The sequence below is a fragment of the Homoserinimonas sp. A520 genome, from assembly GCF_054489245.1.
Genome location: NZ_JBTMWX010000006.1, coordinates 17,264 through 37,057 on the forward strand (window position 1 = coordinate 17,264; position 19,794 = coordinate 37,057).

Sequence of the window (19,794 nt, forward strand, 5' to 3'; positions counted from 1 at the left end):
TCCAGTACAGTCGGTTCCGGCAACAGAACTCACCGAAAGGACGACGCATGGCTAAGCAATCGATCTTTGGACGTATCGCCCAATTGGCGAAAGCCAACATCAACGCGCTCCTGGATTCCGCGGAGGATCCTGCCAAGATGCTCGACCAGATGGTTCGCGACTACTCGAACAGCATCGCCGAGGCCGAGAGCGCGATCGCGCAGACCATCGGCAACCTGCGCCTGCTCGAGCAGGACCACGCCGAAGACGTGGCCAACGCCGAGGACTGGGGCCGCAAGGCCATCGCAGCCAGCCGCAAGGGTGACGAACTCCGCGCGGCAGGCAACTCGGCAGACGCCGACAAGTTCGACAACCTCGCCAAGGTTGCGCTCGGACGCCAGCTGGCAGCCGAAAAGGAGGCCAAGGACGCTGAGCCGACCATCTCGTCGCAGACCGCCGTCGTCGACCAGCTCAAGCGCGGCCTCGACGCCATGCGCGGCAAGCTCGGGGAGCTGTCTGCCAAGCGCGACCAGCTCATCGCGCGCGCGAAGACGGCCGAGACGCAGGCGCAGGTGATGGATGCCATGAAGAGCATCGACCTGCTCGACCCGACCAGCGAGATCAGCCGGTTCGAGGAGAAGGTGCGCCGCGAGGAAGCCAGGGTGGTGGGGGCCCAGGAGCTGGCGGCATCGAGCCTTGACGCACAGTTCGAGCAGCTGGATGCCTCGGATGAGTCGGTCGAGCTGGAGGCGCGGCTGGCCGCGTTGAAGGCCGGCTCCGGCGGGCCCAGGGCGCTCCCCTCTGGCCAGTAATCGGATGAGAGTTCGGGCCCCGCGCATTGTCGGCATCGACGTTGCGCGGGGCCTTGCCGTTCTCGGCATGTTCGTGGCTCACACCTTCCCGCAGGAGACCGACCAGGAGCTGATCGTCGATGGCCGCTCGGCCATCCTGTTCGCCACGCTGGCCGGGGTGTCGCTCGGGCTACTGACCGGCGGGGAGAACCCCGACCGCTCCTGGCGCAGGGCCGCCCGCCGCGGCGTCACCATCCGGGCACTCTTCCTCTTCCTGCTGGGGATAGCACTCACGATGCTCCCCAGCCACATCGCGATCATCCTGGACTACTACGGCGTCATGTTCGCGCTGATGATCCCGGCCCTCTTCCTGCCGCGGATCGCCCTCGCAGTACTTGCGGCGCTCCTGGCCGTGGCCGCGCCGCTCGCGGCGGCCGCGGTGACGGATGCCGGCCAGCAGACCGGCTGGGCGGGTGTCGGGGCGGAGTACTTCCTGGTCGGCAACTACCCGGCGCTGGTGTGGTTGCCCTTCCTGCTCATCGGGTTGTTGTGCACCCGCTCCGGCCTGACCAGTCCGGTGACACAGCGCTGGATGGTGCTGGGCGGTGTCACTGCCATGGTGGTCGGGTACGGCAGCGCTCTGGCGCTGCCTGCCGTCTCCGCCGAGGCCCACTCCGGCAGCACCGCCGAGATCGTCGGTTCCCGAGGCTTCGCGATCGCCCTCATCGGCGTGCTGCTCTGGCTCGACCGCTTTCGGGCGAGCCGTCTCGTACTTCAGCCGATCGCGGCGACAGGGTCGATGCCGCTCACCATCTATACCCTGCAGATCCTGCTGCTGGCCGGCCTGGTCGCCTTCGCCGACAGCGCCGCCTGGATCCCCGAGTACCCGAGCCTGCCGCTGATGTTCGGCCTGATCATCGCCTCCATCGTCTTCAGCCTGGTGTGGCGCCGGTTCCTGGGGGCAGGACCGCTCGAGCGGATGCTTCGCCGCCTGGCCGGGTTCGACCGGGTCCCAGAGCGCAGAGGGCCGAGGACGAACATCCGGCGGCCCTGATCGACGCGTCATACTGGTCGGATGGCCTCCAGCTTCTTTGTCGTCCCCCAATGGCAGGGTTCCAGCTCCTCCCGGGCGATGCAGCTCGTCGAAGGCGCAACAGCGATCGGCGGCGACCTTCCGTTGTCGCGCACGGTCGTTGTTCCCATTCCTCCCGGAGCGGGCAGCGACCAGGGCAGTGGCGTGAGGCGCCTGTCCTCCGTCGAGACCGTGCGCGACGAACTTCGCACGGCGTTGGCTAAGGCGAACGGCACCCCGATCGTCATCGGCGGCGACTGCGGGGTCGAGCTCGCAGCCATCGCCCATGCGGCGGGTACGCACAAGCTCGCGGTCGTGTGGTTCGACGCCCACGCCGATCTGAACAACCCGCAGACCTCGCCGTCCGGCGCGTTCCACGGCATGGTGTTGCGCACCCTCCTGGGAGATGGCCCGGCCACCCTGGTGCCGGAGACCGCGCTGGATCCGGCGCGGGTCGTCCTCGCCGGGACCCGCGCGCTCGATAGCGGAGAGCTGGACTTCATAGCCGACAGCGGCATCCGCTCATTGCCACCGGGCGAGCTGACCCCGGCAGCCCTGGCCGAAGCCCTGCGCGAATCCGGCGCCGACGCGGTGTACCTGCACATCGACCTTGACGTGCTCGACCCCGGCGAGTTCGGGGCGCTCGATTTCCCAGAACCGTTCGGCGTCTCGGTCACCGAACTCATCGAACTCATCCGCACAGCGAAGGCGACCCTCCCGCTCGCCGGGGCCGGACTCACCGAGTTCTCACCGCGATCACCTGCGCAGGCGGATGACGAGCTGCCGACGATCCTCCGCATCATCGGGGCGCTGACCTCTGCCTCGGCGGGCTCGTCCAACAACGGTCGGTCCAACAACACCGTCTAGCATCGGGGCATGACACCACGAATCACCGTCGAGCGTGACGGCCACCTGCTGCTGATCGGTTTCAACCGCCCCGAGAAACGCAATGCCGCAGACTTCCAGCTGCTCCAGGAGCTCTCCCTCGCGTACGGCGAACTCGAGCGGAACCCGGAGCTGCGTGCCGGGCTGGTGTTCGCGCACGGCGACCACTTCACCGGCGGACTGGACCTGGCCGATGTCGCACCGCGCATCGGTGCTGACGGCCTGAACATCGTGCCGGATGGCGGAATCGACCCGTGGCAGGTGTCGGGCTCACCGCGAACCAAGCCCGTCGTCATCGCGGTGCAAGGCACCTGCCTGACCCTCGGGATCGAGCTCATACTGGCCAGCGACATCGCAGTCGCCGCGGCCGGGACGACGTTCGGGCAGATCGAGGTGGCCCGGGGAATCCTGCCGTTCGGTGGCGCGACGCTGCGGTTCCCCCGGGCGGTCGGCTGGGGTAACGCCATGCGCTGGATCCTCACCGGTGACACCTTCGACGCACAGGAGGCGCACCGCATCGGGCTGGTGCAGGAGGTTGTGGCGGATGGCGAGCAATACGCTCGCGGCCTGGAACTGGCCCGCCGCGTTGCAGCGCAGGCACCGCTCGCCGTGCAGGCGACTCTGGCGAACGCCAGGACGGCGATCTCGGATCAGGCCGCTGCCGCTGCTGCGCTACAGCCGGAGCTCGTGCGCCTCGCTCGGAGCGAAGACGCGCGCATCGGAATGGAGTCCTTCGCGACCCGCACGCCTGCAGAGTTCGTCGGACGCTAGCAACCCGCGACAAACCGCTGCGCAATAGTGCCCGTTCCGGCGGATTGTGACCGTTCCGCGGGGCACATCCGTCCGGAACGGGCACTGTGAGGAGGGTTGTCAGCCGACGAGGCTGGTGTAGACCCCGAGCAGTGCGGTGGCCGTCGCGGCCCAGGTGTAGCCGAGCGCGTGTTCGCGTGCCGTCTCGGCCAGGCGCGAGCGCGCTGTCGGGTCGTCGAGCAGTGCGACCATGGCGCGCGCCCAGGCGTCCGGTTCCCGCGAGTCGATGAGCACCCCGCTCCGGCCTTCCGCGATCGACTCGACCAGCCCGGTGCCGCGGTAACCGATGACAGCGGTGCCGCTCGCCGCGGACTCGAGCGCCACCAGCCCGAACGTCTCAGAGTGGGAGGGCACCAGGGTGATGGAGGCGACGGCGAGCAGGTCAGCCAGTTCGTCACGTCCCAGGGCGCCGGCGAACCGCACCTCGTCGCCCACTCCCAGCTGCGCCGCAAGGGTGTGCAGCGATGCGAGATAACCCTCGTCCCCCGGGGTCGACTCCCCCGCGATGACCAGAACGGGCGCCCAGCCACGTAACGCGTTGAGTGCCCCCAGCGCCCGCACGCCCAGCTCCTGGTCCTTCAGCGGCTGTACGCGGCCGACGACCGCAACGATCGGGCGGCCCGGTTCGATGCTGAACCGCTCGCGAATCCGTTCGGCAGCTCCGCCGCGGTTCGGCCGGAACAGGTCGACGTCCACCCCGGGTGGGATCACCCAGATTCGATCGGCCGGCGCCCCGACCTGATCGATCAGGCTCGTCACTTCAGACGCCGAGGATGCCACGACCGCGTTCGCCTGGTTGGCCAGATAGCGTTCGGCCAGCAAACGGCCGGCCGGCTCCGGCTCCTGCCCGGGAGCCAGGTGGCTGTTCTTCATGGCGCCCAGGGTGTGGAAGCTCTGCACCAGCGGGGTGCCGAGCTCGATGGCCACCGGCAGTGTTGCCAGGCCGCTGAGCCAATAGTGCGCGTGTATGAGGTCGTACCGGGATCCGGGGCGACCTGCCACCCTGGCCACGGCCTCACCGAACTCATCAGCCACCCCCGGTAGTTCGGACTTGTCGAGCACGGTCGGCGGCCCGGCCGCCAGTTCCCGGAGAACCACCCCATCGCTGAGTTGCGTGGTTTGCGGAACGGAGGTTGCCCTGGTGAGCAGGTCGACTTCGACCCCTCGGGCGGCAAGTTCCGTCGCGGTCGACATCAGCGACACGTTCAGGCCGCCGGAGTCCCCCGTGCCAGCCTGTTCCGCTGGTGACGTGTGCATTGAGACGAGGGCAACTCGCTTCACGCTCCCGGCCATGCAGCCAACTGTATGCTGCCGCGCGGTGATCCAGGTGCAACGCTGATCGCCGATTTCGCGTGCTACAAACGTGTTATGGCTCCAGCGTTCTCCCGGCTCGAATCCGGCGTTCGCCGGGTGACGGTCGCTGTCGCCCGCGTCCGGTGGCTGCGAGCCGTGCTGCTGCATCCGGTCGTTGTCCGGCCAGGGTACTGGTTCGCGACTTGTGCCGCCGTGGTGTGGGGAAGCATCCTGAGCCTGGGGCGGCTCAGCAGGCATGACGGGCTCATCGTTGCGCGAAAGTGCCCGCGGTGGGCCTTCGGCCGGGGCGGCACGACGATCGGCGCGGTCTACCTGACGCACGATCGCCTCACGCCGGGTGTGCTGGAGCACGAAGAGGTGCATCGAGCGCAGTGGCGTCGCTACGGGCTGGCGTTCATCCTGCTCTACGTTGCGGCAGGGCAGGACCCCTTCGGCAACCGCTTCGAAATCGAGGCCGGCCTGGCCAGGGCGGGCTACACGAGACCACAATCTCGTAACGGGTCTGACGGCAAACGCTGACGGCGCGAGCGCGTGTAATACCCTCACGGTAGACCGATCGTTCGCGATGGTCTGCCTTCGCTGCCGATCAGCGATGACACCAAGGAGAAGGATGAGCAAGAGGTTCGCCGGGGCCGTGACCGCCCTGGCATTGGTGTCCATGGTCATCACCGGCTGCGCGGCCTCGCCAGAACTGGAAGCGGAAGCACCAGAGGCCACCAAGGCGCCGTCCTCCGAAACCCCGACACCCACGCCAACGCCGACGCCCTTCGTTCCCGACTGCCTGACCATCATCAGTGAGGACACCCTGGCAACGCTGCAGGCCGAGGGATTCGTGCTGATCGAGGAGCACGAGCACAAGCTCGCGGTGGAACAGCGGGTCGAGACCATGTTCTTCGACAATGGAGGCGTCGACTGCCTGTGGGGTATCGCCGGTGGTGGAGACAGCCTGGTCGCGTTCGGATACTCCGAGATCTCACCAGCTGACGCCGCTATCGCGCAGGACAGACTGGCCGCAGACGGTTATCTCCGCACCGAAGAGGGCGCTGACGTCATCCTCAGCGTCGACCCGGAAACGGGACCGATGGGAGTCGGGGATGTCTTCCTCTTCACCGCCAGCGAGTGGTTTCACTCGACAACGCGTGAGGCGGTCGACCAGATCCGCCTGAACATCGAAGAGGTCGCGCGCTAACTGCTCGCTTTCACCACTGCGGCGGATGGCGGTGCTGCCAGGCGAGCTTCCGCTCCAGCTGCGCACCGAGCGACAACAGCGTCGCCTCGCCGCCCGGCCGGCCGATCAACTGCACGCCCATCGGCAATCCCTCCTCGGTTTGGTGAACCGGGAGCGTGATTGCCGGAAGCCCGCTCACGTTCACGAACGAGGTGAACGGCGTGTACTGGACCTGCTGGGCGAAGTTGCGTTCACCATCCGCTGCGTCGTACCAGCCGAGCGGCCGGGGGGTCATCGCGAGCGCCGGGGTGAGCACGACATCCATTCGGGAGAATTGGCGGATGACCGAACGCTCGAACAGCGTGAGGCCGCCCAGCGCCTCGGCCAGCGTCCTGGCACTCAGCTCGCGGCCCCTCGCCACCAGCCACTGTGTGAGCGGTTCGAGCAGCTCCACCTGGTCACCCTCGGCGGCGATACCGGCCGCCCCGGCCTGCCAGATGGTACGGAAGTTGGGTGCGTAGTTCTCGTCCGGCTCCAGGGCGAATTGCTCGATGCCGTGACCCAGGCCATCCAGTTCACGCAATGCAATCTCCAGCGCCGCGGTGGCTTCAGGAGCGATACGGATGTCATACGCGTCGTCCCAGGGCGAGGTCGTCATGACTCCCACCTGGAAGCGTCCCTCGCCGCGGATTGCTGCGTTCAGCAACCGTCCGCCATCCCACCGGGGCGCCCGCAGGGTGTACGGGAAATCGTCATCGCCGATCATTGCATCGAGCAGCATTGCGGCGTCTGCCACCGTGCGGGCGATCGGACCGGCAACCGACAGGCCGCCCAGGCCGGCGTTCCCCGATCCACCGGGCACCAGGCCGCGGGACGGCTTCAGCCCAACGAGCCCGGTGGCTGCTGCCGGTATGCGGATGGAACCTCCACCGTCTGAGCCAGGTGCGAACGGCAGCAGCCCGGCCGCCACGGCGACCGCAGCGCCACCGCTGGAGCCTCCAGCTCCGCGGCTGGTGTCCCATGGGGTGCGGGCCGGCGGGCCGACCATCGTCTCGGTGTACGACGGAAGCCCGAACTCCGGCGTGTTCGTCTTGCCGAGGCTGATTCCCCCGGCGGCGTCGAGGGCGGCTGGCAGTTCATCCGTCACGTCCGGAACGAAGTCCGCCATGAGTCGTGACCCGTACCGGGTGGGCACTCCGGCGCGCTGATACAGGTCCTTGTCGGCGAACGGGAGTCCCCAGAGCATGGCAGTCCGGTCGTCACCATCCGCCAGACTGCGGGCACGGTCCCTGGCAGCATCCGCCGTCACCGTGACGAACGCCCCCAACTCCGAGTCCAGCCGCTCAATCCTGGCGAGGTAGTGGTCGGTCAGCTCGGCGGGCGTAATCTCGCCGCGCTGCAGCCAATCCCATTGCTCCTGGGCCGTGAGGTGGTGAAGTTCGAACACCCTCCGAGCCTATGCCAGCCCACCACTTGACCTGCGGCCGGTTAGGTGGTTAGTTAGTTCAGTAGCTAACCAATAAACAAAGGAAGGAGGAAGGCGCAGTGGATGAAACCAGGCCGATCTTCCTTCAAATCGCTGAGCAGATCGAGAACGACATCATCGGCGGTGCCCTTCCGGAGGAAACCCAGGTGCCGTCGACCAACGAGTTCGCCGCGTTCTACCGCATCAACCCCGCCACGGCCGGGAAGGGCGTGAACCTGCTCGTCGACGCGGGAATCCTGTACAAGAAAAGAGGAATCGGCATGTTCGTCGCTGAAGGCGCACGATCCACCATCATTGCCACGCGCCGCGACCAGTTTCAGCGCGAGTACGTGCAACCACTCGTCGCGGAGGCCGCCAAGCTCGGCATCACCCACACGCAGCTCGCCGACATGATCAAGACAGAAGGAACGCAATGACCGCAATAGTCGAGGTCACCGGCCTCACCAAAACCTTCGGCACGCTGAACGCTGTCGACAATGTCAGCTTTTCGATCGAGGAGAACAAGATCTACGGGCTCCTCGGCCGCAACGGCGCCGGGAAGACCACGCTCATGCAGTTGCTCACCGGGCAGGACTTCCCGACCAGCGGCAGCATCAAGGTCTTCGGCGAGAATCCGGTTGAGACAGCCAGAGTGCTGCAGAACGTCTCATTCATCAAGGAGAGCCAGAAGTACCCGGACGACTTCCAGGTGAAGCACGTGCTGAAGAGCGCCCCCTGGTTCTTCCGCAATTGGGACGCCGACTACGCCGACCGCCTGGTGGCAGACTTCCGCCTGCCAGTGAAGCACCGGATCAAGAAGCTTTCCCGCGGACAGTTGTCGGCGGTCGGTGTCATCGTCGGTCTGGCCTCGCGCGCGCCACTCACCTTCTTCGACGAGCCGTACCTGGGGCTGGATGCGGTTGCACGCCAGATCTTCTACGACCGCCTCCTCGAGGACTACGCCGAGCATCCGCGCACCGTCGTGCTGTCCACCCACCTGATCGACGAGGTCAGCAACCTGCTGGAGCACGTGCTGGTCATCGACGATGGCCGCATCATCATCGATGAAGATGCCGAGGATGTTCGCGGGTCAGCCACCACGGTGGTCGGCACGCGTACTGCCGTCGATGCCTTCGTCGGGCGCCGCGAAGTGCTGCACCGCGAAGGCATCGGCGGCCTGGCATCCGTCACCATCGGCTCACTGAGCCCCGCCGAGCGACAGGATGCTTCAGCCGCAGGGCTGGAACTGTCGCCGGTGTCCCTCCAGCAACTCATTGTCCGCAAGACGAACACGTCGAACACAGAATTCGAGCAGAGCGCATGACAACGACAACCACACCAGGAACCGAGGCACAACGCTCCGGCGGAGAGCTTCAGCGAATCCTGAACGTCACCCGCCTCCACCTGACCAATAAGTTCCCGATGATGGTGCTCCCCCTGCTGATCCTGGGGTTCATCTTCCTGGTGAACCTGACGATCTGGTGGCTGATCTTCTCGGCGGTCGGCACCGACGATGCCGCCGACGCATCGCAGGGAATGCAGTTCAGCGGGGCATCCACCTTCATCTTCGTGTACATGATGGTGGTGGCTGTGCAGGCGGTGAACCTCACGTTCCCGTTCGCGCTCGGCTACAGCGTCACCAGGCGGGACTTCTATCTCGGCTCGTCCCTGATGTTCGTGCTGCTGAGCGTGTACTACGCCGCCATCATGACCATCATGGCGACCATCGAGCGGGCGACGGACGGCTGGGGCTTCGGCGGAGCCATGTTCGACGTGATCTACTTCAGCGCCGAGAATCCACTGCAGCAGTTCGTGTTGTTCCTACTGGTGTTCCTCTTCTTCTTCTTCGTGGGGGCCGCAACAGCATCCGTCTACGTGAGATGGCGGGCCAATGGGATGTACGTTTTCTTCGCGGCGCTGACCATCATCCTGGTCGGGCTGGTCGCGCTGACCACGTTCACCGAGAGCTGGCCGCTGGTCGGTGAGTGGTTCCTTGCCAACGGCGCCATGGGGGTCGCCCTGTGGAGCCTGATCCCGACCGCGCTCGCGGCGCTCACCGGATTCAGGTTGTTGCGGAAGGCGACGCCGAAGAACTGAACTGCGCCTCTGCGCTCATTCCAGCTCGAGACGCAGTTGCCGCAACAGCTTGGCGAACTCGACCGGTGCGTCCGCGATGACCTTCCGTCCGGTCCAGGCGCCCAGTTTGTGACCCCTCTGGGCGACGTTGAGGATGACGTGCTCGACGTGGGAGCCATGGTCATCCGGCACCACCCGGTACTCGCCGCGATACCACCAGCCGCCCTGCGCGATTACCAGGTAGGCCCGCGGATCGGCGGTGAAGTAGCTGCCCGAACCACTTCCGGGGTCGAGCCGCCGGGCGATCGCGTCGAACACGTCGCGCGGCCGCGCTTTCACGTGGCCGCTGAACGAGTGGAGCAGGGTGTAATTCTCGGGGCGCTCCCGGGGTGCTTCGGGCATACACCGATGGTAGCCACGTCCCGCGCCGCCCGACTCGGGTCAGTCGGCGTGCAGCGATTTCTGCATGAGGATGGTTCCCAGCCAGCGCTCGAACTTGTAGCCGACCGTCGTGAGATGCCCGATCTCGCGGAACCCGAGCTTCCGGTGGAGGGCGACCGACGCCTCAGCGCCTTCGTCGGCAATCACGGCGATGAGCTCCCGGATGCCCGCCGTCCGGCTCCGCTCGATCAGCTCCGTGAGCAGCGCACGTCCGAGGCCACGACCGGTGGAGTCGGCCGCCAGGTAGATCGAGCATTCCGCCGTGTGCCGGTACGCCGCCTTGGGCCTCCACCCGGACGCGTAGGCGTACCCGAGAACGTCGCCACGGGCATCCGTCGCCACGATGAAGGGAAGGCGACGCTCCAGCACCTGGTCCACCTTGGCCTGGAAGGCGGTGGGTGACAGCGGATGCTCGTCGAAGGTCACCGTCGACGTGGCCACGTAGTGGTTGTAGATCGCGAGCACCTGCGGGAGATCCTCATCACGGAGCTCCCGCAGGCGGGGCGATTCGCCAGTCATCGCCGGGCGTACGGCATCAGGTGACGTCCCGGCGCCAGGCGACCAGGTAGCCGACGACGGTGGTGACGAGGGCGTACGCCAACAGGAGCAGTCCGCCATGCCACCACTCCAGCGCCGGTGTCTCTCCGGTACTCATCCCGAGCGCCGTGAAGATGCTCGCGCCGGCCAGCGTGTCGCCGGCCGCTCCCGGAAGGTAGTTGCCGATGGTTGCCGCCCAGTCGACGACGGCTGCCACCGTGCGGAGAATCGGCTCGATGAACTGTGTGAACGCGAGCACCACCACGATGGCGGCGACCTGGTTGGGGATCAACGCGCCGACACCGACACCGATGATCGCCCACAGCGCCATGGCGAGCACGATCCTTGCGAACATCGACCAGAGGTCACCATCATCGAGCCCGGTGACCCCATCATCGATCGAGAGGATTGCGGCGCCGGGACCGACTGCCGCGATTACGGCGACCACCCCGTACAGCGCGCCGAAGAGCGCCATCACCACGAGTTTCGCGGCTAGCACCCTCCCCCGCCTTGGCGTGGCCAGGAAGGTCGGCGTGAGGGTCTGGTGCCGGAATTCACCGGTCACGGCGAGCGTCCCCAGCAGCAGCGGGAAGACGTAGCCGATCGAATGGGCGATGCTGTAGATGATCGGTGGGAGGGCATCCGCCGGCAGTTGCGGTGCGCCCTGGCTGGGCATTCCACCGGCGTCTGCGGAGGTCGTGCCGGAGCTGAAGGCGAAGGCCAGGATGGTGGCGGTGAACGCGACGTAGGCCAGCAGCACGACGAGCAGTATCCACCACATCTTGGTGGTCACCAGTTTCACGAATTCTGCGCGGATGGCGTTCATGGCTGGCTCCCTTCTCCGACGAGATCGAGGAAGGCCTTCTCAAGCCCGCCCTGCTGGGTGTGAAGCAGGCTCAGTTGCACGCCGGCACGGTGCGCGATGGCCCCGACCTCGAGTGCAGTGAGGGCAGAAACCATGACTCCGCTCGCTGATGATTCGATCTCGGCGCCGGCTGCCAGCAGCGCGGCGTCGAGCATGCCGCGGTCTGGCGAGTCTGCGATCACGCGGGTCTCGGTGTCGAGGCCGGCCAGGCCGCCCTCGTAGACGAGCTTGCCCTTCGAGATGACGACCAGGCGGTCGACGCTTTGCTGTACTTCGCTGAGCAGGTGGGACGAGACCAGCACGGTGCGCCCTTCTGCCGCCAGTTCGCGCAGGAAGGTCCGGATCCAGCGGATGCCCTCAGGGTCGAGTCCGTTGACCGGCTCGTCGAGCACCAGCACCTGCGGGTCGCCGAGCAGTGCCATCGCCAGGCCGAGGCGCTGCCTCATCCCCAGCGAGTATCCGCCGACGCGACGGTCGCCGTAGGCGCCGAGGCCGACCGTCTCGAGCACGGTTCCGACCCGGGCACGCGGGATGCCTGCGGCAGCCGCGTACACCGCGAGGTGGTTGCGCGCTGTGCGGCCGGGGTGGAAGCTTGCCGCCTCCAGGGCGGTGCCCACCGTGGCGATGGGCCGATCCAGGTCGCGGTAACTGGTGCCGCCGATCGTGGCGGTTCCCTCGGTGGGTCGCACCAGCCCGAGCAGCATCCGCAGCGTGGTCGTCTTGCCTGCACCGTTGGGGCCGAGGAAGCCGGTGACGGTGCCGGGTTCCACCCTGAAGGTGAGGTCGGAGACGGCCTCCACAGCACCGAACCGTTTCGACAGTCGGTTGATCTCTATTGTTGTTCTAGTTGGCATATAACAACTATAACCATTCTGCGAGCGTCGCGCTCACTCGAGTCTCCAGTCGATCGGGTTGGCACCCTGTTCCACCAAAAGCCTATTGGCCCGGCTGAACGGACGGGAACCGAAGAATCCCCGGGAGGCTGACAGCGGGCTGGGATGGGCGGACGCGACGACAGGCGTGCTGCCGAGCAGGGGCTGCATGCGTGCCGCGTCGTTGCCCCACAGGATGGCGACCAGCGGGGCGTCTCGTTCGACGAGGGCGCGGATGGCTGCCTCCGTGACAGCCTCCCAGCCCATGCCCCGGTGCGAGCCCGAAGCACCGGGCTGCACCGTCAGCACCCGGTTGAGCAGCACCACGCCGTTCTCGGCCCAGCGGCTGAGGTCACCGTGCTGCGGAACCTCGATGCCCAGATCGTCGTACAACTCGCGGTAGATGTTCTGCAGGCTCCGCGGAACGGGTCGCACTGCCCGGTCGACGGAGAACGCGAGCCCCACGGCGTGGCCGGGGGTCGGGTACGGATCCTGTCCGACGATCAGGAGCCGGGCATCCGCCATCGGATAGGTGAACGCGCGCAGCACGTTGGGCCCGGCGGGAAGGTAGCCGCGACCTTCCGCAACCTCGGCGCGGAGGAAGTCGCCCAGCCGCGCCACATCGTCGGCAACGGGTTCAAGCGCCTCGGCCCACTGCGGGTCGACAAGCTCCCGCAATGGGCTAGCTGGCACCATGCGTCGAGCCTAATGTCGAGGGAGTGATCATGCCGACCGCACCCACTGGGATGTCCAGTCACGTAACTCGGAGACCACGACGTCGGGCTGACGCGCCCAGCCGAAGTGGGGCGACTTCTCCGTGTGCACCGCCACGTGGCGGCGGGTAACCTGAGCGCTCGGCAGGAGCGCCGCCAGTCCGTCGGCGGCCCGCTGGGGGGCAAGGGTGTCGTCCTCAAGGGAGAGAAGCAGCACCGGGAGCTCCAGGCCGGCTAGCGCATGACCGGCGTCAGCGGGAGGGCTGCCATAGCTGAGGCGGCCGGAACGCGCCAAGCGAGCCCAGTCTCGCATCACACCGCCCGCCTCCCGACCAGCGAAGCCAAGAAGCTGCCCAGGGAAATATCCGACGATCGTGGAGAGGACAACGAACAGCTGAGTGATGAGGAGATAGCGGCGCGGCCACAGTCGCCAGTACACCGACCCAGCAGCGACGAATGCCAGTGCGTCAACCGCACTATGCCCGCGTGCCACGCTCACGCACGCCACATGGGCACCCAGGCTATGACCCGTGACCACGATAGGAGAATCGGGTGCGCGTACACGCACCTCATCTATCGCGGCGTCGAGGTCATCCGCCAGATCCGCATAGCCGAAGTCACGCCGACGTCCCGGGATCGACGGGTGAACCTCTTCGTGCCCCCGCTGCTCCGTGACGGCAACACCGCAACCGCTGCCAGCAAGCGCAGTTGCGAACGGTCGATAGAAACGCGCTCCGACTCCCATGGCCGGTACCACGAGGTAGACCGGTGCTCGCGGTGTTGGTGGCGGCCACCACTGGAAAGAAAATCTTGAGCCATCCGGGCGCGAAATGCGCACGCTCTCTCGTTCGATCATTGCATTTCCTTTGTCGCAGCTGAGGTGTTGATGTGGGATCATTCATTCAACACGCGTTCAATGAATCGGTCAAGGAGGGCACCATGGCTCGCTCTGTCGACTGGCAGCGGCGCGACGAGTTGCTTAATGGCGCGGTGGACCACGCCGTGTCAGTGGGTCTGGGCGATCTCAGTCTGCGAGCAATCGCTCGGGCAGTCGGGGTCGACCCATCGCTGCTGACCCATCATTTCGGTGGGAAGCAGCAGTTGCTCTCCCTGGTGATGAACCGCGTCCGCGACCGATTGAGGAGTATCGCGGACGAGGGCGGTGTGCCAGCGACCCCCGCGACACCGGGCGAGATGCTGGATCGAGTGTGGCGATGGGCTACGGACCCTGCGCACCGGGCTCTCTACGTCTTGTTCTTCGAGGTGTATGGGACAGCCCTCCGAAGGCCGCAGGACTACACATTGTTCCTTGATTCAGTGGTGTCTGATTGGCTTCCACCCCTCGAAGACGCTTACCGGCGTGCGAACCTGCCAGAGGGCATGGCTAGATCACGAGCGACTCTCGCGATTGCTATCGTGCGGGGCCTATTGCTGGATTTGCTGGCTACTGATGACCGTGAGCGCGTGGAGGCCGCCCTGCGCGACGCACGGTCGATGCTGCATTGAGACGCGACTCACCGTCTTCTCCTCCCCAGTTGTCGGTGGATTTGTTCTCCACAGATTGCTGAATCTCCTTCAGATACAGGTACGAATGTAGGAGAATTGATGCATGTCCAGTTCCGTTGCTATCTTCGAAGACGAGGTCGATCAGCTGATCGACACTCTCGTCACCTCGTTGGAGACGGTGCTGCCGACCGGGGCGCTGCGCCCGGTCTCGGATGACACGTTGCTGGTCACCACCGGGCATTTGGAACGCCTCGGCCGGGTGGTGGATGCCCGCCGGGTGGAAGCCGCCGGGGAACTCCAGCACCGGTCCCGCCCCACCCTCGGTTCCGCTTCCCTCGCCGTGCGCAAAGGCTGCCGAGATGCGGTCGAGTTGCTCCGCCGGGTCACCCTCACCTCCACCGGCACGGTGCGGCGCCGGGTGAAACTCGGCGCCGAAACCCGGGTGCAGGTGGCCCTATCCGGAGACCTCTTCCCGCCCCGGTTCCCGCACATCGCCACCGCCCTCCACGACGGCACCCTCGGGGTCGACGCGGCCAGCGCGATCGTCACCGAACTATCCCCGACCCTGGTCCGGGCCGATGTTGCCGAGGTGCAGCGGGCCGAAGCCGAACTGGTCGCCGCGGCCACCGGCACCGGCCCGGACTCCCCGGTGCCGTGCACGGCCGAAGAGATCCGCGGCCAGGCAAGCGTGTGGCGGGTGTTCCTCGACCAGGACGGCACCCTCCCCACCGAAGAGAAGGCCATGGGCAGGCGAGCGTTCAGCCCGGGCAGCTATAACAGCGCCGATGGCCTGGTCCACGGCCGGTACGCGCTGATGCCGGAAGTGCACGGCCGGCTCGGGAAAGTCTTCGACGCCTGCCTCACCCCCAAAACCGCACCCGCCTTCCTGCCCGAAGGGCACCAGCCTGTGGAAGAGGGTGCCTCGACTGGGGGCATCACCACCGGAGATGTCTCCACCGAGCCGGCGCCCGGGCCGGTGGATACCCGCACCCCGGATCAGCAACGCCACGACGTGTTCGCTGCGATGATCGACGGATTCGCCCGCTCCGGCCAGGCGCCCACCATCGGCGGAGCCTCACCCACCGTCCTGGTCCAGGTCACCGCCGACGACCCTGCACTCCGGGCACGGCGCCGGCTTCGTCTCCCTCGGCGGACTCGGCGGTCAAACCGTGCCCCTCTCCCTGCGGGCCGTCCACCAGATGATCTGCACCGGCGGCAGCCAACAGGTCACCCTCGACCGGAACGGCGCCATCATCGACCTCGGCTCCGAACAACGCTGCTTCACCCCGAACCAACGCCGCGCCATAACCCTGCGCGATGGCGGCTGCATCATCCCCGGCTGCACCATCCCCGCCGCCGCCACCGAAATTCACCACGTCACCCCCGACAGCGAAAACGGACCCACCCACACCGATAATGGTGTCCTGCTCTGCTGGTACCACCACCGCACCATCACCACCTCCGGCTGGCACATCAAGATGATCAACAAGACACCCCACCTGAAAGCACCCGCCTGGCTGCGCGGCGACGGACTCTGGCACCCCGCCAGCCGATCACCCACCCGGCACGTCGAACGACTCAAACAAGAACAACGAGAGCGCGACAGCAAACGAGAACAACAACAGCGCGTGAAGAGTGAATGCGAACAACAAGCGCAGTCAGAGCCCGACCCACCCAAGCGCGACGAGCCCGAGCAACCGCAAGACAACGCCGCCTAACCGGTTGTACGGTGCAGAACCACTAGCATCCGTACATGACTTCACAGGTGAAGGGCGAGTCACTCGTCGCCAGGGCGTTCCGTGGAAAAGCCGGAGCAGTCACTGCAGCGCTCATCGGCTACCTCTTCTTCGTTGAGATCGTCAGCGGAATGCTGCAGGGGTACTACGTGCCCCTCATCCCGGACCTGGTGAACCACCTGGACCTCGACAACGACGCCGACTTCAACATCTTCGAAGGCACACAACTGCTGCTCTCGGCGATCGTCGTGCCGGTGCTCGCAAAGCTCGGCGACATGTACGGGCACAAGCGCATCCTGCTGGTCTCCACCGCCCTCACCGCGGGAGCGACCTGGTGGCTCGCATTCTCCGGCGACTTCACCAGCTTCCTCATCGCGTGGACCCTCCAGGGGTTCTACACCGTCTGGCTCCCCCTCGAAGTGGCGCTCATCTTCGACCGCGGGCGCACCACCGGAACCGGCGCATCCCAGACCAGAAAGGCGGCAGGACTCCTCGTCGTGGGCCTGGAAACCGGTGCCATTCTGGGCGCCCTCGGCGGCGGCATGGTTTTCGACCTCTTCGGTGGTGCGGATGCCCTGTCCACGGCCATCGTGCCCACCATGGTCGTCCCGGCCATCGCCGTCACCCTGGTGTTCTTCGTCATCCTGTTCGGGGTACCGGAGTCCACCCCGCTGCCGGACCGCAGCCTCGACTGGGTCGGATTCAGCATCCTCACCGTCGGACTGCTGATGATCACCTCAGGCCTCAGCCTGCTGAAGATCAACCCGATCGACACCTGGTGGGTGTGGGTGTTGATCATCGCCGGCGTACTCGCGTTCATCCCGTTCACCCGCTACGAACTGCGGCAGAAAGACCCGGCCATCGACCTGCGCGTCCTCGCGCAGCCCACCATGTGGCCGGTGCAGCTGACCGCCGGACTCATCGGCATCAGCCTGCTCGGAGCCCAGGCCCCGCTCGCCGCCTACGCCGGGACCGACCCGGAGTTCAACGGCTACGGCCTCGGGCTCAGCACCAGCCAGCGCTCCATCCTGATCGGTGTCTACCTGATCTCGATGATCATCGGCGCGCTGCTCTTCCCCTGGCTGTCCAGGAAGACCTCGCCACGGGTGGCGTTGATCATCGCGGCGTTCCTCGTTGCAGCCGGATACTTCCTCTTCATCCCGTTCCACCTCGAAACCTGGCAGGTCTTCACCAACATGTTCATCGCCGGCCTCGGCTCCGGGGTGCTGGTCGGCGCCATGCCCGCCGCCGCGGCCGCTGCGGCACCGCGCGGCCAGACCGGCATCTCGGCTGCGCTCACCAACACGACCAAGACCATCGGAGGCTCGTTCGCCTCATCCGTGTTCGCCATTGTGCTGGTGATCGGGGCCGTCCAGGTCGCCGGAAGCACAGCATCCAGCCTGTTCGGGTACATGCTCGTCTGGATCATCTGCGGCAGCGGGGCCCTCGTCGCAGCGCTGCTGCTCTTCGTGGTGCCGAAACTGGCGTTCGCCGATGTGGCTGACGAGCTGGAGGATGAGCCGGCCGCGGTCTAGCGGTCAGAGGCGGGGGGACAACTCACCACGGATGACCTTGTGGGGGGCCGCCTGCGCCACCGGCTTGATGGTCACCACATCGAGGTTGACATGCCCTGGCAGTTCGACCGCGTGCACGATGGCGGATGCGACGTCCTCGGCATAGAGGGGATTCGGCACGTTGTCGTAGACGGCGTCGGCCTTGGCACGATCACCGCCGAGTCGCACCAGGGAGAACTCCTCCGTCTTCACCATTCCCGGAGCGATCTCGATCACTCGGATCGGCTCGCCCGCCAGCTCGAGACGCAGCACGCCCATCAGCGAGTGGGAGGCGAACTTGGCGGCGTTGTACCCGCCGCCACCCTCGTAGGCCACGTGCCCGGCGATCGAGGTGACGGTTACGATGTCGGCGTGAGCGACGCCGTCAGCATCCGGTTCAGCCGCGGCGCGCCTCAGAAGCGGAAGCAGGGCACTCGTCACCCGCTTGACCGCGACCACGTTGACGTCGAACATGCGAGTCCAGTCCTCCGGATCGCTGTGTTCGACGGATGCGACACCGAGGGCGCCGCCCGCGTTGTTGACGAGCGCGTGAACCGGGCCCAGTGATTCCAGGTAACCCCGCAGGGCATCCACCTGGGACTGATCGGTCAGATCTGCGGTGAAAACGTCTGCACCGGTCTGGGCGGCAAGCTCCTTCAGCCGCTCGGTTCGGCGGGCGACCCCGACGACCTGCCAGCCGCGCTCACGGAACAGGCGGACCGTCGCCGCACCAATTCCGGAACTCGCTCCGGTCACCACCACACGCCTGTTGCTCATCGCATCCCCTCAGAGTCCGGACTCCCAGCCTTCCACAACGAAGCGGGTTACGGTGGGCAGGTGACGGATACGGGGACCGGTCAGGTAGCGGCGAGAAAGAAGCGTGTCCCGGTGTGGGATAACGCCCGGTTCCTCTGCGTGACCCTCGTCGTCGTCGGCCACGGCATCCAGCGGATCACCTACGACGATGACTATGCCCTCATTCTGTACCTGTTCATCTACGCGTTCCACATGCCGGCGTTTGCGATGATCAGCGGCTACTTCTCCCGGCCGGGACCGCCCAGCGCGCGCCAGATGAAGAAGGTGCTCACCGACATCCTGCTGCCCTACTTCATCATGGAGACGATCTGGACGCTCGTGCAGTTCCTGGTCGAAGGCAAGCGCGAGTTCAACCCGTCGCAACCGTCGTGGACGCTGTGGTTCCTGCTCGCGCTCGGAATTTTCCGGCTCATCCTGCCCTACCTCGCCCTGCTCCGCCTGCCACTGGTCTGGGCCCTGGTGTTCTCAGTCGGGGTCGGCTACCTGACCAACGTCGACAGCACCTTCTCCCTCTCCCGCGCGATCGGGATCCTTCCGTTCTTCGTGCTCGGCTGGAAGCTCAAGGAGTGGGGGCTGGTCGACAAGTGGCGGTTCGCCGAACGGCCAACGTGGTGGGTGCGGACGGGCGCCCTGGTGGTGTTCGCCGCCTGGCTCGTCGTCGTCTGGGTCTTCATCGACACGTGGCGCACCATCGACCTCCGGTTCTGGTTCTTCTACGACGACTCCTATGTCGGACTCGGCGAGGACAGTTGGTATGCCGGCCTCATCCGCCTTGGCCTGATCGTGCTCGCCACGCTCCTCAGCGCCGCATTCTTCGTGCTGGTTCCCCGCAACAAGACCTGGCTGACCCAGTTCGGCCAGGCGACCATGTACATCTACCTGCTGCACAGCTTCGTGCTCTACCCGCTGAGGGAGACCGGCGTGCTGCGCGGCGACCACCCCACCTTCCCCTGGCTCGGCGGCATGATCGTCGTCTGCATCCTGATCAGTTTCGCGCTCGCCTCCAGGCCGGTACGCAGGCTGTTCCGTCCGCTGATCGAACCGAAGCCGCATTGGCTCTTCCTGGCGCCCGACGACCGCCAGCCCGCCGCGTCCCGGGTCGACCCCACCGGATCCCGCCGCGACCGCTAAGGCAATGGTTACGTCATGTTTCGCCCGGCGTTGACCCGGCACTCGGCGGTTCTTAGGCTCGCTG

The 19,794-nt window shown here is 66.3% G+C and carries 23 protein-coding genes; 14 read left to right on the forward strand and 9 right to left on the reverse strand.

Annotation, left to right across the window (positions count from 1 at the left end):
- The first annotated feature begins 47 nt into the window (after positions 1-47).
- From ACX3PH_RS13495 to ACX3PH_RS13510, 4 genes are read left to right on the forward strand one after another with little or no spacing between them, the layout of a single operon-like run.
- Complete coding sequence (locus ACX3PH_RS13495; protein ID WP_459093206.1) at positions 48-791, forward strand: PspA/IM30 family protein; 744 nt, start codon at positions 48-50, stop codon at positions 789-791.
- 4 nt (positions 792-795) lie between these two features.
- Positions 796-1,824 carry a DUF418 domain-containing protein gene (locus tag ACX3PH_RS13500; protein WP_459093207.1) on the forward strand — a complete coding sequence of 343 codons (1,029 nt, stop codon included), beginning with the start codon at positions 796-798 and terminating at the stop codon, positions 1,822-1,824.
- A gap of 21 nt (positions 1,825-1,845) precedes the next feature.
- The gene (locus ACX3PH_RS13505; RefSeq protein ID WP_459093208.1) at positions 1,846-2,709 is read left to right on the forward strand and encodes an arginase family protein; all 864 of its coding nucleotides are present in this window, start codon (positions 1,846-1,848) and stop codon (positions 2,707-2,709) included.
- Positions 2,710-2,718: 9 nt separating this feature from the next.
- Positions 2,719-3,498, forward strand: a complete 780-nt coding sequence (locus tag ACX3PH_RS13510; RefSeq protein ID WP_459093209.1) for a crotonase/enoyl-CoA hydratase family protein — start codon at positions 2,719-2,721, stop codon at positions 3,496-3,498.
- 99 nt (positions 3,499-3,597) lie between these two features.
- Here ACX3PH_RS13510 and ACX3PH_RS13515 read toward each other — a convergent pair whose 3' ends face one another.
- Positions 3,598-4,830, reverse strand: coding sequence for a glycosyltransferase (locus ACX3PH_RS13515; protein WP_459093210.1), 1,233 nt, complete (start codon positions 4,828-4,830; stop codon positions 3,598-3,600).
- Positions 4,831-4,905: 75 nt separating this feature from the next.
- On the opposite strand from ACX3PH_RS13515, the gene ACX3PH_RS13520 reads away from it, so the two are divergent.
- Together ACX3PH_RS13520 and ACX3PH_RS13525 are read left to right on the forward strand one after the other, a co-directional pair.
- Complete coding sequence (locus ACX3PH_RS13520; RefSeq protein WP_459093211.1) at positions 4,906-5,370, forward strand: hypothetical protein; 465 nt, start codon at positions 4,906-4,908, stop codon at positions 5,368-5,370.
- Between the two features lie 91 nt (positions 5,371-5,461).
- Complete coding sequence (locus tag ACX3PH_RS13525; protein WP_459093212.1) at positions 5,462-6,040, forward strand: hypothetical protein; 579 nt, start codon at positions 5,462-5,464, stop codon at positions 6,038-6,040.
- Positions 6,041-6,050: 10 nt separating this feature from the next.
- Here ACX3PH_RS13525 and ACX3PH_RS13530 read toward each other — a convergent pair whose 3' ends face one another.
- Positions 6,051-7,466, reverse strand: a complete 1,416-nt coding sequence (locus ACX3PH_RS13530) for an amidase (protein ID WP_459093213.1) — start codon at positions 7,464-7,466, stop codon at positions 6,051-6,053.
- Between the two features lie 98 nt (positions 7,467-7,564).
- On the opposite strand from ACX3PH_RS13530, the gene ACX3PH_RS13535 reads away from it, so the two are divergent.
- Genes ACX3PH_RS13535 through ACX3PH_RS13545 form a run of 3 tightly spaced genes read left to right on the forward strand, consistent with a single transcriptional unit; the run spans position 7,565 to position 9,581 of the window.
- Complete coding sequence (locus ACX3PH_RS13535; RefSeq protein ID WP_459093214.1) at positions 7,565-7,921, forward strand: GntR family transcriptional regulator; 357 nt, start codon at positions 7,565-7,567, stop codon at positions 7,919-7,921.
- Positions 7,918-8,808: an ABC transporter ATP-binding protein gene (locus tag ACX3PH_RS13540; RefSeq protein ID WP_459093215.1), complete on the forward strand. Its 891-nt coding sequence runs from the start codon at positions 7,918-7,920 to the stop codon at positions 8,806-8,808. The genes ACX3PH_RS13535 and ACX3PH_RS13540 overlap by 4 nt, the downstream gene beginning before the upstream one ends.
- Positions 8,805-9,581 carry an ABC transporter permease gene (locus ACX3PH_RS13545; RefSeq protein WP_459093216.1) on the forward strand — a complete coding sequence of 259 codons (777 nt, stop codon included), beginning with the start codon at positions 8,805-8,807 and terminating at the stop codon, positions 9,579-9,581. Before ACX3PH_RS13540 ends, ACX3PH_RS13545 begins: the two co-directional genes overlap by 4 nt.
- 15 nt (positions 9,582-9,596) lie before the next feature.
- Here the strand turns inward: ACX3PH_RS13545 and ACX3PH_RS13550 are convergent, their stop codons facing one another.
- Genes ACX3PH_RS13550 through ACX3PH_RS13575 form a run of 6 tightly spaced genes read right to left on the reverse strand, consistent with a single transcriptional unit; the run spans position 9,597 to position 13,844 of the window.
- A complete protein-coding gene (locus ACX3PH_RS13550; RefSeq protein WP_459093217.1) occupies positions 9,597-9,962 on the reverse strand; it encodes a hypothetical protein in 366 nt (121 codons plus the stop codon).
- A 39-nt stretch (positions 9,963-10,001) separates the two neighbouring features.
- The gene (locus tag ACX3PH_RS13555) at positions 10,002-10,520 is read right to left on the reverse strand and encodes a GNAT family N-acetyltransferase (protein WP_459093218.1); all 519 of its coding nucleotides are present in this window, start codon (positions 10,518-10,520) and stop codon (positions 10,002-10,004) included.
- A 16-nt stretch (positions 10,521-10,536) separates the two neighbouring features.
- Positions 10,537-11,364, reverse strand: coding sequence for an ABC transporter permease subunit (locus ACX3PH_RS13560; RefSeq protein WP_459093219.1), 828 nt, complete (start codon positions 11,362-11,364; stop codon positions 10,537-10,539).
- Positions 11,361-12,257 carry an ABC transporter ATP-binding protein gene (locus ACX3PH_RS13565; RefSeq protein ID WP_459093220.1) on the reverse strand — a complete coding sequence of 299 codons (897 nt, stop codon included), beginning with the start codon at positions 12,255-12,257 and terminating at the stop codon, positions 11,361-11,363. Before ACX3PH_RS13565 ends, ACX3PH_RS13560 begins: the two co-directional genes overlap by 4 nt.
- A 33-nt stretch (positions 12,258-12,290) precedes the next feature.
- Positions 12,291-12,971 (reverse strand): uracil-DNA glycosylase, encoded by a 681-nt coding sequence (locus ACX3PH_RS13570; RefSeq protein ID WP_459093221.1) that lies wholly within the window; start codon positions 12,969-12,971, stop codon positions 12,291-12,293.
- A 27-nt stretch (positions 12,972-12,998) separates the two neighbouring features.
- The gene (locus ACX3PH_RS13575) at positions 12,999-13,844 is read right to left on the reverse strand and encodes an alpha/beta hydrolase family protein (protein ID WP_459093222.1); all 846 of its coding nucleotides are present in this window, start codon (positions 13,842-13,844) and stop codon (positions 12,999-13,001) included.
- 83 nt (positions 13,845-13,927) lie between these two features.
- Here ACX3PH_RS13575 and ACX3PH_RS13580 point away from each other — a divergent pair, with 83 nt between their 5' ends.
- From ACX3PH_RS13580 to ACX3PH_RS13595, 4 genes are all read left to right on the forward strand, one after another.
- Positions 13,928-14,494 (forward strand): TetR family transcriptional regulator, encoded by a 567-nt coding sequence (locus ACX3PH_RS13580; RefSeq protein ID WP_459093223.1) that lies wholly within the window; start codon positions 13,928-13,930, stop codon positions 14,492-14,494.
- Positions 14,495-14,597: 103 nt separating this feature from the next.
- A complete protein-coding gene (locus ACX3PH_RS13585; protein WP_459093224.1) occupies positions 14,598-15,911 on the forward strand; it encodes a DUF222 domain-containing protein in 1,314 nt (437 codons plus the stop codon).
- Entirely contained in the window at positions 15,862-16,212 is a 351-nt protein-coding gene (locus ACX3PH_RS13590; protein ID WP_459093332.1) for an HNH endonuclease signature motif containing protein, read from the forward strand. Before ACX3PH_RS13585 ends, ACX3PH_RS13590 begins: the two co-directional genes overlap by 50 nt.
- A gap of 35 nt (positions 16,213-16,247) precedes the next feature.
- The gene (locus ACX3PH_RS13595) at positions 16,248-17,765 is read left to right on the forward strand and encodes an MFS transporter (protein WP_459093225.1); all 1,518 of its coding nucleotides are present in this window, start codon (positions 16,248-16,250) and stop codon (positions 17,763-17,765) included.
- A 3-nt stretch (positions 17,766-17,768) separates the two neighbouring features.
- Here the strand turns inward: ACX3PH_RS13595 and ACX3PH_RS13600 are convergent, their stop codons facing one another.
- On the reverse strand, positions 17,769-18,560 hold the full coding sequence (locus ACX3PH_RS13600) for an SDR family oxidoreductase (RefSeq protein ID WP_459093226.1): 792 nt from the start codon (positions 18,558-18,560) through the stop codon (positions 17,769-17,771).
- A gap of 60 nt (positions 18,561-18,620) precedes the next feature.
- Between ACX3PH_RS13600 and ACX3PH_RS13605 the strand changes: the two genes are divergently transcribed.
- Positions 18,621-19,730, forward strand: coding sequence for an acyltransferase family protein (locus tag ACX3PH_RS13605; protein WP_459093227.1), 1,110 nt, complete (start codon positions 18,621-18,623; stop codon positions 19,728-19,730).
- The last annotated feature ends 64 nt before the right edge of the window (positions 19,731-19,794 follow it).

Excerpts from the sequence above, each read along its gene's own strand:
- ACX3PH_RS13495 (WP_459093206.1), top strand. The coding sequence starts at position 48 with ATGGCTAAGCAATCGATCTTTGGACGTATCGCCCAATTGGCGAAAGCC.
- ACX3PH_RS13500 (WP_459093207.1), top strand. The coding sequence starts at position 796 with ATGAGAGTTCGGGCCCCGCGCATTGTCGGCATCGACGTTGCGCGGGGC.
- ACX3PH_RS13505 (WP_459093208.1), top strand. The coding sequence starts at position 1,846 with ATGGCCTCCAGCTTCTTTGTCGTCCCCCAATGGCAGGGTTCCAGCTCC.
- ACX3PH_RS13510 (WP_459093209.1), top strand. The coding sequence starts at position 2,719 with ATGACACCACGAATCACCGTCGAGCGTGACGGCCACCTGCTGCTGATC.
- ACX3PH_RS13515 (WP_459093210.1), bottom strand. The coding sequence starts at position 4,830 with ATGGCCGGGAGCGTGAAGCGAGTTGCCCTCGTCTCAATGCACACGTCA.
- ACX3PH_RS13520 (WP_459093211.1), top strand. The coding sequence starts at position 4,906 with ATGGCTCCAGCGTTCTCCCGGCTCGAATCCGGCGTTCGCCGGGTGACG.
- ACX3PH_RS13525 (WP_459093212.1), top strand. The coding sequence starts at position 5,462 with ATGAGCAAGAGGTTCGCCGGGGCCGTGACCGCCCTGGCATTGGTGTCC.
- ACX3PH_RS13540 (WP_459093215.1), top strand. The coding sequence starts at position 7,918 with ATGACCGCAATAGTCGAGGTCACCGGCCTCACCAAAACCTTCGGCACG.
- ACX3PH_RS13545 (WP_459093216.1), top strand. The coding sequence starts at position 8,805 with ATGACAACGACAACCACACCAGGAACCGAGGCACAACGCTCCGGCGGA.
- ACX3PH_RS13550 (WP_459093217.1), bottom strand. The coding sequence starts at position 9,962 with ATGCCCGAAGCACCCCGGGAGCGCCCCGAGAATTACACCCTGCTCCAC.
- ACX3PH_RS13555 (WP_459093218.1), bottom strand. The coding sequence starts at position 10,520 with ATGACTGGCGAATCGCCCCGCCTGCGGGAGCTCCGTGATGAGGATCTC.
- ACX3PH_RS13560 (WP_459093219.1), bottom strand. The coding sequence starts at position 11,364 with ATGAACGCCATCCGCGCAGAATTCGTGAAACTGGTGACCACCAAGATG.
- ACX3PH_RS13565 (WP_459093220.1), bottom strand. The coding sequence starts at position 12,257 with ATGCCAACTAGAACAACAATAGAGATCAACCGACTGTCGAAACGGTTC.
- ACX3PH_RS13570 (WP_459093221.1), bottom strand. The coding sequence starts at position 12,971 with ATGGTGCCAGCTAGCCCATTGCGGGAGCTTGTCGACCCGCAGTGGGCC.
- ACX3PH_RS13575 (WP_459093222.1), bottom strand. The coding sequence starts at position 13,844 with ATGATCGAACGAGAGAGCGTGCGCATTTCGCGCCCGGATGGCTCAAGA.
- ACX3PH_RS13580 (WP_459093223.1), top strand. The coding sequence starts at position 13,928 with ATGGCTCGCTCTGTCGACTGGCAGCGGCGCGACGAGTTGCTTAATGGC.
- ACX3PH_RS13585 (WP_459093224.1), top strand. The coding sequence starts at position 14,598 with ATGTCCAGTTCCGTTGCTATCTTCGAAGACGAGGTCGATCAGCTGATC.
- ACX3PH_RS13595 (WP_459093225.1), top strand. The coding sequence starts at position 16,248 with ATGACTTCACAGGTGAAGGGCGAGTCACTCGTCGCCAGGGCGTTCCGT.
- ACX3PH_RS13600 (WP_459093226.1), bottom strand. The coding sequence starts at position 18,560 with ATGAGCAACAGGCGTGTGGTGGTGACCGGAGCGAGTTCCGGAATTGGT.